We start from the raw sequence: 12,741 nt of genomic DNA, 5'->3' as shown, positions 1-12,741 counted from the left end.
GGCAGTCCGCCGGCTCCCTGCCCCGAAGGCGCCTGCGGGGCCGTCCCACCGCGCTGCAACCCCTGTCGGCTGGCGGGACGGCCCTCCCCATCGCCTGCCCTGTCGGCTGGCGACGATCCGTTACCCCGCACAGCAACCGCTGCCATCGGCGGCGCCGACCCGGGAGCGACCAGCATGACGCGCGAGAGCGCCCAGGCCACCGCACTGCCCTGCCCCGCAACACGGGGCGCGCCCCCGCCGGTCGGCACCGTGTTGCACACGGTGTACGGCCTGCAGCAGGTCACCGCCGTGGACGAAGACCACGACACCGGTCCCACGGTGCACCTGCGTCCGATACACCGACACGGCATCGAGTGGGCACTCTCAGTGGCCCAGTTCCCCGCTGTGGTCCGGGCAGTGGAGCACTCGTGACCCACCGACGGCCCCGTCCGGTGGGTTTCCGAGTCGATGCGACCCCGGCGGCGGTCGGCGAGGCTCGCCGCCGGTTGACCGGCATCGCCGCGTCCTGGGGCGTCCTTGACGACGATGCCCTCGACGATCTCGCGCTTTGCGCAGCCGAGGTGTTGGCCAACGCGGCCATCCACTCCGGTGCGCCGTTCGTAGCGGCGATCCGCTGGACCGGCACCGCTGTCCGCGTCGAGGTCAGCGACGTCAGCCCCGTTCTACCCCGCCTTCTGACACCGGTCGCCGGGCCGACTCATGATGCCGAAGGCGGGCTCGGACTCGTTGTCCTCGACCGCATCGCCGCTGCCTGGGGCGTGACCAGCCAGTGCGCGGGGAAGACAGTGTGGTTCGAGGTCGCGCCGGACGGAGCTGCCCCCAGCGACGACGTTCGCGGCGCGTTGCCGTCATCCTCGCTGCCACTTGTGGCTTCGTCCGCTCTCGAACGCCCGCAGCCGTGCGGCGCGCACGTTCCCACACGGCTGCGGGCAATTACCACCGACGATGAACGCGGAAGGAATTCGTCTTGACCATGGAGGCGATGTCGGCGACGAACTCGAGCGGTTCGGCAAGCGGCTTGGCCTACGTTGCATGGTCAGGCCACCGTCGAGGCCGGGTTGTCGGAGCCGACGCGAGGAACAACTCTCGAGTACGCGGCGTCGCGCTGATCGTCGGTGCTCGCGACTGATGCATCCGTCGTGCCCAGTAGTTTGGCGGTCTGTGATGGTCCAGGAGAGGAACGGGCATGGCAGGGCTGCGGTTGACGGTGTGTTTGCCGGCGCAGGCGCACGCCGACCTGGACACAGCGCTGGCGCGGGCTCTTGAGCCGTTCCACATCGACTGCGAAGCCGTGGACCGGGCGATGTGGGACTGGTGGGCCGTCCGTGGCGGCAGCGATCAATCCGGGTTTCGCATCCTGCCCGGGTGCGAGAACGACGCGCGGCTGATCCACGACGCAGCGGCCTACGACGGGCAGTCGCTGCCCAGCAAGCCGGGATGGTGCGCCGGCGGCCCGCGCGGGCTGCTCGACTTCGACGGCCCTCGCATCGCGGCGAGGGCCTGGGCAGAGTCCGCCTGGGACATCTGGCACCGCCTCGCGGCGCAGTACCCGGCGTACCTGCCGTTCGAGGTGTTCCAGGAACGGCATGGCGCGGTCGTCGTGCATTCGGAACCGTGGGAACGCGCCTGCGCGGACTACGCCGCGCAGCCGTTGCTGCGGGCGGCCACCACGTACCGTGAGGCCGACGCACCACTGCACTTCGCCGAACGCGTCGACATGCTCGGCCGACCCGACCGTTACTTCGCCAGGTCCCGAGAAGAATTCGCTCAGTACGTCGGGGACGATGCGATCCGCCTCACCGACCTCCTGACCTTGGACGGGTGGTGGATCGAGGAGAACGGCACCGCCACGCACGCTACTTGCGAAAACGCGACCACATGTGAGCATCGGTCCGAACTGAGCGACCGGCCCGCCGACAACCGCACCCACATGGAATCGCTTCCCGACGACGTCCTGCTGGTCCGCGTCAAATGCCATGTGTAGGAAGAATCAATCCGTAACAGCTTACTTCCACGCGAAAGCCCCTTTCGTGAACCTCATTGTGACCGCCCAGATATAGAAGCCCCAACCAAGTTCAAAGAGCCTCATCAGCTGGGCGTGTACGACCGCCGCCCTGGGAGGACGATCCCAAGGGCGGTCGCTGCGGTTCACGCGGTTGTCGGGGTGGGTTGTGAGTCGGCCTGCGGCAGCGTGCGCACGTGGTGCTTGGCCGTCACGGCTTCGCTCTTGGCCACGGCTGCGGTGAGTTCGTCGTGCAGCTGGTTGGTGAGTGCGTCGCCTCCGAGTCCTGCGGCGTGCCTGACTTGCGCCAGTCTCCGTAGATCTCCTACGGGCACGGATAAGCGGGCGGTGGGGCAGGCAAGGAGGTCGCGTGCGGCGTAGCCGTCTGACAGGGCTTCGGTGGTCAGGCGTTCGGCGGCCTGCGCGGCGCGGTCGTGGTGGCCTGCCGTTGCGGCGAGTTCTATGACGGTCGCGCCCAGCCGTGTACGGAAGACGACCAGCCCAGTGGTGGCCGGAAGGTCGAGGTAGCGGTCCACTGCGGTCGCCACCGAAGTATCCGAAGTGTCGTGCGAGCGCTGGGGTTTGGCCGAGGCACGGCAGAGCGCGTCCAGGCATGCGGCGACCGCGTGTTCCCACGGCTCGGCGGGAGCGGCGGCGGTGAGCGCAGCGAGCGCCGCGTGGGGCCGGTTGCCGAACAGCGCGGCCAAGACGGCGATTTGGCGGCCGTCGAGGAGTCGGTGCCCGACGCCTCGGTGCTGCTCGACGTGCACAAGGGCATCGGTCCAGCGTTCTGCGGCGACGAGGGCTCGGGTGCCGTCGGCCAAGAGCACGGTCCACAGCCACCGGCAGACGTCCTGGTGGTCCTGCGGGGAGGCGGTGAGGTTCCGCAGATCCAGGCGCAGGTTGTCGACGACCGCGTCGGCGCGGGTGCGGACGGCCTGGAAGAGCCGGTCCAAGAGCTGGTACGCCGCTTCGCCGTCGCCGTCGCGGATCAGTAGCCGGGCGAGGTTGACGAGGGGTTCGAGGGCGTGGCGGGCCTGCTGCGCGCCCAGGGGCTGGGCGCGCAGGCAGGTGGCGGCTTGGCGGTGGCATAGCGCGCGTGCGAGCTCGGGGAGGCCGCAGTCGCTGGCGATGAGCGCCGCGAGGTTGTGCACGGCGGCGGCCTTGATGAGTGCTTCCGTTCCTGTCGCGCGTTCGGCGGCGTCCGCGAGTTCGCCGAGAGCGCGGACGCGCTCAGGAAGCGGGGTGCAGGCCGGTCGCGGACGCGGGACGAGCGGGAACCTTTGCGCGAGCCGTCGCGCGTCCATGTCAGCGCCAGTCGACGACGATCCGGTTGAGCGCGGTGGTCAGCGTGAACCGGCCCGGCGCGTCGGGGGTGGCCGGCGCATCAAGGGTCTGGAGCTCGAAACGCACATCGCGGCTGCGGTAGTCGCGGTCCCAGGTGCGCACCTCGTCGGCCATGCGCTCGGCGAGTACGTCGCCGCCGGGGCCGTGCCCGATGACGCCGAATTCGTAGAGCGCGGCGCCGTCGGGGGCGGTGCGGTCGGCCTTGCGTCGGGTGAGATAGGCGAGCGCCCCCTTGTCGAAGGCCGCGGTGGCGCTGGGGTAGGGGGTGGTGACCAGGCCGGTTTCGAGGGCCTGCGGGGTGGTGGGCATGCGGCTCAGTCCGCTGGGCAGGACGCAGGTCAGCCACAGCTCCAGCCATTCCGCGGACTCGCTGCCACGGAAGTCGACGCCGGTCCACACCTCGGTGCGGTCCTGGTGGAGGACGTCCCCGAGGGCGATGGCGAGGGCTACGGTGTCGGTGTTCTGGTCTCCGTTGGTCACGAGCGCCACAGAGCCGTCCCCGGTGAGCGAGATGCGGGTGCGCGGGTCGTCGGCGATGCCCCGGCGCAGCGGCATGAAGGTGTTCATGGCGCTGTCGACGCCGACCCAGGCACCGTCGCGGCGCTCGAACGCGATCGACCGCGACACCGCGCCGCGCAGCCGCAACGGGACCAACATGCGTCCGTCGGGGGCGAGTTGATCCAGCCAGGCGTGCGGGATGCCGTGCGCGCCGACGGTGGCGATGATGCGCTCATACGGAGCGGCGTCCGGGTGGCCGAGGGCGCCGTCGCCGAGGAGCACGGTGACGTTGGGCACGCCGGCGTCGGTGAGATGGGTGCGGGCGGCGTCCACGATGTCGTCGTCGACGTCGATGGTGGTCACGTGCCCGGCGGGGCCGACCAGGTGGGCGAGGAGAGCGGCGTTGTAGCCGGTCCCGGCGCCCAGTTCGAGGACGTTGTGGCCGGGGCGGGCGTCGAGTTGGTCGAGCATCAGGGCGACGACGCCGGGTTGGGAGGCGCAGCTGATCGGCGTGCCGGCCGCGTCGGTCTTGGTGGTCACCGTGGAGTTCGCGTAGGCGTCCTCCAGGGTTGCGTGGGGGACGAAGCGGTGGCGCGGGACGGTCCGCAGCGCCTCCTCGACGCGGGCCGTGCGGACGAGGTCCGCGCCGGTGAGGGTGTCCACGAGCGCGTGGCGTAGGCGCTCGGCCTCGTCGGGGGTGCCGGTCTGCGCGGCGTCGATCACATGGGTGTTCACGGGGGCAACGCTACGGTCGCGGTCGGCAGGTTCGGGGGCGGTTTCGCGGATGTGGCGGGTGGGTTCGCTCGTTCCCATGACGATCTCCATTGCGAGGGTGGACAGGGCGTGTTGAAGCGCGGCGGCGAGGCCGAGGCGGTTCCAGTGGAAGAGGACGTGGTGGGCGATGACCGCGCGCAGGCCCCGGTGCAGGTGGCCGTCACGGTTCAAGGCGGCCAAGTGGCGTCCGGCGTCGTGGAACGCGGCAACCCATGAGCCCAAGTCGGCGAGTGCTCCGCCGGTGACCAGGCGGCTTGTCGGCCCGGCGTCGACGGTCATCAGCCGCCGCGCCGCAGTACGGGCCCGATCGGTCGGCTCGGTACGCGTGACGGGTTCGGGTAGGCGGTGCGCGGCGACTCTCGCCCACGTGTCGCCTTGCTCGTACCAGTCCAGACCGGCGGCGCGCATCATCACACTCGGCAGCAGCAACGCGAGTTCGCGCCGCCCCAACTGCTGCGTCGAAGTGGCGGCCGGACGACATCCGTTGCGGAGAAGGACGGCGCGGCTGTCGTGATGGAACAGGTCATGGGCCACGTTCATCCCGTCGGGGCCGCCGAACGCGGTGGCCTCGGGTTCGTGAAGGGACGGCGTCCAGCCGGTCACCAGGCCCTTGGCGGTCAACTGGTCCAAGACGACGGCCAGTTCGGTTCGCTGATCTCGCCGGGTCCGGCGGTTGCTGGGCGGTGGGTGGCGCAGACGCCAGTGGGGGTGTTTGCGTAGGAACGACCAGCGCGGAGGGTCGCCGTCCGCAGAGGCGTCGAGTACGGGCAGCAGGTACGTCGCAACGGTCTCCTCGGCACGTGTCGCCTCGGCGAATGCGACGAGGTACTGCGGCCATTCATCGAGCCTGCAGACGTCGGTCGGGCAGGCGTCGGATACGTGGATGTCGGTTCGTTGCGGGAAGTCGTCGAGTGTCATGGACGTCCTCGTTGCGCGAGATCAGTGGAGTTGGAGGCAGGCGTCCCAGCCGGAAGCCGGTGGCGCGGCGGTGCTGATGCTGTGCAGGGCGAGGGCAACGCCGGCGGCGCCGTCGAGCAGTCCGACATCGCCGGGCCCGTCGGGGGTACGCAGCAGGTCCGCGGCCAGGGCCTGCGCAGGCGTGTCGGTGAGGGGTGCGAGCAGCTCGAATGCGCGGGTCATGAGCGCGCGCCTCAGATGCGGCTCGGCGGAGTCGACGGCGACACGTTGCGCTATGTGGGCGAGTCCGGCGGTGCCGTGGCAGAGGGACTGGCTGGTGATCTGGGCAGTTTGGGCCGGGTCGGTGACCGCCTTCAACAGAGCGGTTTCGGCGGCGCGCCGACGGTCGGCGTCACCGGTGGCCAACGCGGCGAGTTGTTGGGCGCGGGCCAGGCCGGCTGTGCCATAGCACCAGGAAGGGCGCTGTGGCCCTTCTCCGGGGCTTCCGATTCGCTGCTGTGCGGGAGTGATCCAGTAGGGCCACCATGATCCGGTTTCGGCGTCTTGGCGCCACCGGTCGAGCCAGGCCAGGATTCGCCCGATCGCGGTGGGCAGGCCGTCAACGCGGACGCCGGTGCGGGTGGCGGCGGAGAGCGCGGCCAGCACGCCGCCGATGCCGTGCGCGACCCCGGCATTGGCGTGGCCTTCGGGGAAGTTCGGCGACGGCTTCCCGGTGGGAGCAAGCGGGCTCCACCAGCCGGGCAGAGCCTCGGGAAGAGTCCGGTTGACGCGTGGCAGGGGTTCCGTCAGCCGGACCAGGTACTCCACCACACCGCGCGTACTCGCATGGTCCGGGTTGCGGCGCAGCAGGTAGGCCGCGAGCCCGGACATGCCGCGGATCGCGTCGAACTCAGCGAGCGCGGGCGCCTCGCCGCGGTCCATGCGGGCGTGGGCCTGGCTGACGCGCTGTTGGGTCGTGGCGGTGATGTGCCGGTCGAGAGCGTCCAGGGCTCGTGCGTATCGGCCGTCGACGGCGGCACAGCTCATCGCGAATGCGAGTGCGGGGGCGCCGTAGAACAGGTGGCCCGCGCCGACGACCGGTCGCGCGGCGGCGCAAGCCAGCCAGTCGTGGGCACGCTGCCACGGACCGTCGCCCGTCCGGGCGCGTTCGATGTGCAGCAGCGCGACACCGACGGCGCCGTGCGCGAGGGACTGCGGCGCCCAACCGTGCGCCAAGGTAAGGCGGCGCACCTCCGTCGGGCTGGCGAGGTTCTCGGCGATCGTGTCGGCGGCGACCTTCGCCGCTGCTCGGATGCTCACCGCGTGCCCCGGGCGTGGGTCCAGGCCATGGCGGCGGCGCGGGCGAGACGAGCGCACACGCGTTCGTCATCCTTGTCCAGTCCCACCGCGCGGATGAAGTGCGCGTGGATGAGCGAGTCCAGGACCAAGTCGGAATTCAGGCCGCCGTCGAGGGCGATCAGGTCGCGGTAAGCACGGACCGCCGCGTCGCGGGGCCGCCAAGCGGCGGCGACGGCGGTCCCTCCGGGTACCTCGCGCAGCGCCGCCCAGTCGTCGGTCGGGTCGGCAAGCCGGACCGCAGCGTGGAACACCGCCCGGTCGACCGGCGCGGAACTGACGGGGGCGTGTTCGATCAGCCAGGCCGCACCATCGGCAGCGCTGCCGGTGAACGCGGCTGCGAGGCTGACGAAGTTGGCTGCGGCCAACGCCCGGTGGTCCGGGTGCTCTGCTCGGCCGGGCCGGGGGAACGCGGCGAACTGGGTCGCAAGCGCGGCCGAGTCGGCGGCGAAGACCTCTTCGGCGGCATCCATCAGCGCGCCGTTTCCCCACCGCCCGGTTTCGGGATAAGAGGTTCCGAGCGTGAGTTCGTTCAGGAGGCCGGCGCGCCGCAGACCGGCGGCCCAGGCACCGACGCGCTGCGCCGCCGCCCCGAATGCCGCAGTGTCGCGGAGGCGAATGCGTAACCGTAGATGCGGGCGCGGGTCCGCGTAGCGCAGGAAGTACCACGATGGGCTGTCCGTGCGCAGGCCCGCGTGCGAGTCGTCGTTCCAGTCGGTCAGTAGCGCGGGCAGGTGCGTCGCGATGATCTCGGCTTGCCGGTCGCGGTGCCCGTACAGACACGCGAGCAGCCAGGACGAGTCGCCTGGGAGCCGCCCGTGGTCACGGCCGATGACGCGGGAGGAGGCGACCGGTGGTGCGGCGGGCCATCCTGGCGTGCCGACGGCGGTCATGGCAGTGACGATTTCGTGCGCATGTCCGTCGAACCAGCCGCGGGCATCGGGGCCGTCGTCCTCGATGAGCGTGGCGTGTCCGGCGGTGTCCACGGCGGCGCGCAGCAGCACCAGGTGGGCGTTGGTGTCCAGATCCAGCGGCAGGTGTCGGTCGCCTTCGGCCAGCATCACGCGTGCGGGCATGGTGGAACGTTGGGCGCGCCACGCGGCCATCGCGCGGTTCCACGCGTCCCACGGCCCGTGGGAACCGGGCAGCTCGGCGGCGTCCAGGTGCCAGCGGGCAGGACTGATGACGGTGCGGCCGTAGCGCAGGCGCGGCAGGAACGGCAGCGCGGTGGCGGCGCCCCAGTCGAACGCGGTGACCACGGCAGCTTGGGCACGTCCGATCTCGGCGAGGAACCGCGCGAGAGGCGGGGCGTGGAAGCGCAAATCCAACGCGTGCAGCACGACCGGCTCAACCCGTCGGCCGAGACTGCGCGAGGCGAGGTAGAGACGGGTGCGGTCGCAGCCCACCACCAAGTCCCGCACGCTGATGCCGCCGGGGTTGATGGGGTGTTCGGTCAGGTGGATCGTGTGGGGAAGCACCTGCGGCGCCCGGGTCGCGTGCGCGTCGCGCCGATGCAGCGGCGGAAACGACAATTGCACGGGCACAGCGTCGGAGTCGCCGGCAGGCAACGTCGCGAGCACGGCAACCGCAGCCTTTCGGTCGGCCGGATCCAGCAGGCCGAGGAACCGGCCGGTGGTGGTCCCCACGCCGCGCGACGCGGTAACCCCGGTGAGCCGGAAGTCGCCGGCATCGAGCGCCGACGGGGACGAGGCGTGCACACGGAACCGCAGTTCGAGGTGTGGGGGAAGCCGCATCGCGTCCGCAACCTGCTCGTCGGTGAGGCGGGTGATCAGCGGCTCGTCGAGGACGATTTCGACGACCCCGTCCCGCGCGGCATCCTGGGCGAGTGCGAGCAGGCGACGGTCCCGTGCCGACAGTGCGGGACGCGAGGGCGGCTCGGTGTCGAGGTACCCGCTCGGGAACCCGAGGCCGACATCCGGGTCCACGACGTCCAAGACCGGCACGAGCGAACCGATCCCGTAGCGCTCGAAGAACCGATTGTGGAAGTCGCGCCAGGCAACCGTCCCGAACGGGTGCGGCGTCAGACGGGCGAGCACGCCCGCGACCGCCTCCGCCTCCCGCGCAACTGCGCGCGGCAGCATGAGCCCGACGTCGGCCCGCACGTCCACCGCCACGGGTTGCCCGGCGGCCTTGCTCACCGACCGCATCGCGTCGTACAAGGTGCCGCGTGCCGTGCGGCGGCTGAGTGGCGAGTCTGCCACCTCGTACGCCGAGAACAGGCCGTGCACGCCGTGGAGTTCCTCCACGAACGCAGCGGCGGCCGGGACTTGCCCTCCCTCCGCACCATCCAACACGCCTACCAAGTGCATGAGTCCGCACGCGACAGTGGACGGCGCATGCAGACCGGTCAACAGCGCCCCAGCCTCCACAAGGCCGCGCAGCAGCGCGAGCACCCGACCGGGTCCGGCCGGGAATTGCGCCTCCAGCTTCGCGGCCAAGTCACTGCACCGGATCGGCGAGGCAGCCGCGCCCATCGCATACCGCACCGCTGCGGTGCACCGGACCGACACCTCTGCGGGTGCGCCCGTGCCGGTACGTGGGGGATACGGGACGACCAAACGACCGCCGCGAAGGAACACGGTGTCGTTCGCCACTACCTCCAGCCTCTCCAACACCCCCGGAATGGACTCCAATCGGCCGACGACATCCGCGAGCCAGGCGGCGTCCGCGCGAACCACCTCACGGTGACCTGCTCCCCAGACCACCGTGGTCCGGTCGCCGAACCTCGCGGGGGCGACTCCCGCGAACAGACCGAAGGGCGTTGCCCGATGCTCCATCCGCAGCACATACCGGAGCGTCGACACCACAGCGCGCCGCGTAGCGCGCGCCTCCGAGGCCGGGGCGGCACAAATGGTGGCCACCGCCCGTGCAAGCGCCGGACTGGCGTGCCCGACAGCCGCCGCAACGGCGTCGACCGCCCACACCTCGCGTAACCACGCGCACTGCCGACCGATGTCCGCCGGGGAATCCCCGGTCAACTCCGGCACATCGGGAACCGGCACCTGCGCGGACAGCGCGGCGCGGACCAGCGCGCCGTCGACAGCCCGGAACTGCGATCGGTGCGACGGGTGTGCGTGCAGGGCGGGCACCGAAATCTCCCCCTCTTCGGAGCGGTTTTGCCGGGTGGCCCGCGCCGGGCCTGCGGACGCGCAATGCGCGTGCGTGCGGGCAGCCGGCGCGGGCGAAAGCGTGCCGTGGATCAGGCGACGTTGGTGGCGCACGGGCTGGCGCACGTGCTGCCGCAGTTGTCGTCCGTGACGCCGATCAACGTGCCGCTGTCGTCACCGGACTCGATGACGGTCACGTCCAGGTCGAACAGGCCAGGATCCCCGGCGGCCTGCTCCTCGAACTCGGTGGTGTTCATCAGGTGAGCTCCCTTCAAAGATGCGATCGAGAGGGCCCGGCGCATGCCAGACCGGCCGCCGAAGGCGGCGCCCCGGACACGGGCCCGATCCGGTCCGGGAAATCTGCGGAGTGCGGTGATCCGCACCGGGCCTGAGCGGGGCCTGGTGCGGCTGTCACCCGGGTTGACGGTGTGCAAGTCGTCCTGGGACTTCGGGGGGCATTGCGACACGATCGGCGACGGGCCGGGTGGCGGCGGTAAATCCGAGACTGGACAAGGCCGTACGCATCCCCCAGCCGAACATACGGCGGCCGTCGACCAGCACGAGGCCGCGCTGAACGTTCTCCAGGTACAGGTCGGTCCCGACTACGCAAACAAGCCGACCGGAGACGGCGGCGGTGTCCATCAGCGGACTCAGCTCGGCGTCGGGCCGCAGCCCCTGGTCGGGAAGCCGGTAAGTCTCCGCGTGGTCCACCGGCGTGCTCTTGGGCAACGGCGTGCTGAACTGCCGCCAGTGGTGCAACGCAACCTGTCGCGCCGCGACCAGATCGTCGGCCCGCTGGTAGGCGTCGCCGGGCCGGGCACGGGCGGCACGCCGGAGCGGAGCCCTCACCCGGTCAGGCAGACGCAACGCGCTGCGCAGGATGTCCGCGGTGTGTCGGACGGCCGACGCGGTGCCCTCGTACAGCGCGAGTGACGCGAGCACCCCCGCTTCGAGGACGGTCTGGTGAGCCCGTTCGGCGGGGGTGACCGCGAGGGCTATCGCGGCGTCGCCGTGGTGGATGAGGAAGAGGCGATGCGGCGTTGCATCGCCCAGCTGATCGGCGGCGGTCAGCGAGTCCTTCACACGGGCGCATCTCGGGCACAGTGCGCCCAGCGCCCACGGGTCCAATCGGGCGCGCTCGGCGCAGGGAAGACGGCGGTTCCCCTGCCAGACGCCGACACACCTACGGTCACGATCGACGGCGAACGACACCTCGTCGCCGAGAACCAAAGGACTACAGGACTCGCCCCCGGTGGGGTCGGCCTGATTCCACACCAGGAGCGGTCGCGAATCCGGCCACCGCACGGCAGTGGGCCGCCAACGCGGCGGCAGCGTGCCGCTGGTCTTGGTCATCGGCTTCCCGCGGTCTTCGCGTCGAACCAGCCGCTGGTGCGACCCAGCCCCGGCGGCACCGGTCGCCCGTTCTGAACGGCCTCGATCGCGGCATCGAGTCGGTTACGAACCACCAGGGCCAGATACGGGTTGGCGGCGAGTACGGCCAAGCCCAGGCCCGCGCAGAGATCAGCGGCCTCGCTTGCGTCCATGGGCCACGGCAGCGTGACCGCTGTGGGTGGCGTGGCTGCGCCGCGATCCGAGTCGATGTCGCCGGTCACGACGATCGGCTGGGAGCCTTCAGCACGCGCAACCAGCAGCCCACGGCGTCCTGGAACATGCGGCCGAAGCGGGAGCGCTGCGGGCGCTGGCGTCGACGAGATCGGCAGGGCTGTGCGCAGGAGGCGTTTCATTCATCCCCCAGGTGACTGAAGGTAGTTCAGGGACAGTGACGATCCGGTTCGGACCGCGCCGTCGGGGCCAGCGGCGTACGCACGGTTCGCACCTACGCTGCCAGCCGACGGCTTGCCGCATGACAGGCGGTAGTCGGTCAGCCCGAGCTGCTCGCCGACGGCGCGCCCTTCATTCAACGGCCGACACAGGGAAGGGACGAGGACTATCGGGGTGTCTTTCACCCCCGGACAACCGGACACTTCAACTTCGGCACGTTCGCCAAGCGGAGGTATGACCGCTGTCATCGGCATTCAGAGCTCACCGGAGCGGCGTCGCCGTCGGGCGAGGAGCGCATCCGAGCTCAGCCGCGATCTGAGCTGCCAGCGCCTCGCGTTTCTGTGCCTCCAGGTCCACGCCCAGGCCAGCCACGGTCTTCATCACCAGTGCGATCCGAGACTCGACACCGCCGGGCACCGGAAGAGGTACCGGCCCGACGACGTCCAGAGACGCGGCACTCTCGGTGGCGTCACGACGGGAATCGTCGGGATACAGGCCGGCCAAGGCGCGGTCGAGAGCGGCTTCGAGCTCGTCCTCGGGCACACCCCACTCCTTGAGCAGGACAAGCTGGATCGCGGTAGCAGTTCGCGCGTACTGCACGCTGAGCCACTCGAACTCCGCCGTCGCCTCGAACAGTTGCCGCGCGTCGGCAAAGACCGTAGGAACCACGGTCGAACGGCGCATCCCAGCGGACGTGAACTGCCGGGTCAACAGCACCGTCTGCCCGGTGGCCCGGTCGTACCGCAGCCGGAACGGTCCATCCTCCGGCAATTGGGAGGCCGCGGCACGGATCGTGCCCTCGGACAAGACGGTGGGCTCGCGCACCCCCGGCGGATCGCGGTGGTTGTCCATGCTCAGGCCCCAAACGACGCAGTGATCTGATCACCGGGAAACGTCAAAGTCCCCGGTCGGCGCGACCTCCACAGTGGCGGGGCGGCACGCGGCGGCTCCAGTCGC

The 12,741-nt window shown here is 70.8% G+C and carries 11 protein-coding genes; 3 read left to right on the top strand and 8 right to left on the bottom strand.

Annotated features, from left to right (window positions below):
- The first annotated feature begins 174 nt into the window (after positions 1-174).
- The 3 genes from LO772_RS08200 to LO772_RS08190 all read left to right on the top strand — a co-directional run bounded on the left by LO772_RS08200 (position 175) and on the right by LO772_RS08190 (position 1,984).
- Entirely contained in the window at positions 175-411 is a 237-nt protein-coding gene (locus LO772_RS08200; protein ID WP_231777722.1) for a hypothetical protein, read from the top strand.
- Positions 354-971: an ATP-binding protein gene (locus LO772_RS08195; protein WP_331717318.1), complete on the top strand. Its 618-nt coding sequence runs from the start codon at positions 354-356 to the stop codon at positions 969-971. The genes LO772_RS08200 and LO772_RS08195 overlap by 58 nt, the downstream gene beginning before the upstream one ends.
- Before the next feature lie 215 nt (positions 972-1,186).
- Positions 1,187-1,984, top strand: a complete 798-nt coding sequence (locus LO772_RS08190) for a hypothetical protein (protein ID WP_231777720.1) — start codon at positions 1,187-1,189, stop codon at positions 1,982-1,984.
- A gap of 164 nt (positions 1,985-2,148) precedes the next feature.
- Here LO772_RS08190 and LO772_RS08185 read toward each other — a convergent pair whose 3' ends face one another.
- From LO772_RS08185 to LO772_RS08150, 8 genes are all read right to left on the bottom strand, one after another.
- Positions 2,149-3,309: a hypothetical protein gene (locus tag LO772_RS08185; protein WP_231777719.1), complete on the bottom strand. Its 1,161-nt coding sequence runs from the start codon at positions 3,307-3,309 to the stop codon at positions 2,149-2,151.
- 1 nt (position 3,310) lies between these two features.
- Positions 3,311-5,539: a methyltransferase, FxLD system gene (fxlM, locus tag LO772_RS08180; RefSeq protein ID WP_231777718.1), complete on the bottom strand. Its 2,229-nt coding sequence runs from the start codon at positions 5,537-5,539 to the stop codon at positions 3,311-3,313.
- A 21-nt stretch (positions 5,540-5,560) separates the two neighbouring features.
- The gene (locus LO772_RS08175; RefSeq protein WP_231777717.1) at positions 5,561-6,838 is read right to left on the bottom strand and encodes a lanthionine synthetase C family protein; all 1,278 of its coding nucleotides are present in this window, start codon (positions 6,836-6,838) and stop codon (positions 5,561-5,563) included.
- Positions 6,835-9,819, bottom strand: a complete 2,985-nt coding sequence (locus LO772_RS08170) for a lantibiotic dehydratase (protein WP_231779458.1) — start codon at positions 9,817-9,819, stop codon at positions 6,835-6,837. The genes LO772_RS08175 and LO772_RS08170 overlap by 4 nt, the downstream gene beginning before the upstream one ends.
- A 275-nt stretch (positions 9,820-10,094) precedes the next feature.
- The gene (locus tag LO772_RS08165) at positions 10,095-10,259 is read right to left on the bottom strand and encodes an FxLD family lanthipeptide (RefSeq protein WP_231777716.1); all 165 of its coding nucleotides are present in this window, start codon (positions 10,257-10,259) and stop codon (positions 10,095-10,097) included.
- 154 nt (positions 10,260-10,413) lie between these two features.
- Entirely contained in the window at positions 10,414-11,355 is a 942-nt protein-coding gene (locus tag LO772_RS08160) for a DUF2797 domain-containing protein (protein WP_231777715.1), read from the bottom strand.
- Complete coding sequence (locus LO772_RS08155; protein WP_231777714.1) at positions 11,352-11,615, bottom strand: hypothetical protein; 264 nt, start codon at positions 11,613-11,615, stop codon at positions 11,352-11,354. The genes LO772_RS08160 and LO772_RS08155 overlap by 4 nt, the downstream gene beginning before the upstream one ends.
- Positions 11,616-12,045: 430 nt before the next feature.
- Positions 12,046-12,636 carry a hypothetical protein gene (locus LO772_RS08150; protein ID WP_231777713.1) on the bottom strand — a complete coding sequence of 197 codons (591 nt, stop codon included), beginning with the start codon at positions 12,634-12,636 and terminating at the stop codon, positions 12,046-12,048.
- Positions 12,637-12,741 lie beyond the last annotated feature (105 nt).

It is taken from the genome of Yinghuangia sp. ASG 101, from assembly GCF_021165735.1.
Classification (GTDB): Bacteria; Actinomycetota; Actinomycetes; order Streptomycetales; family Streptomycetaceae; genus Yinghuangia.
Note: the sequence above shows the minus strand (reverse complement) of the source record. Positions and strands in the feature narration are given on the sequence as shown.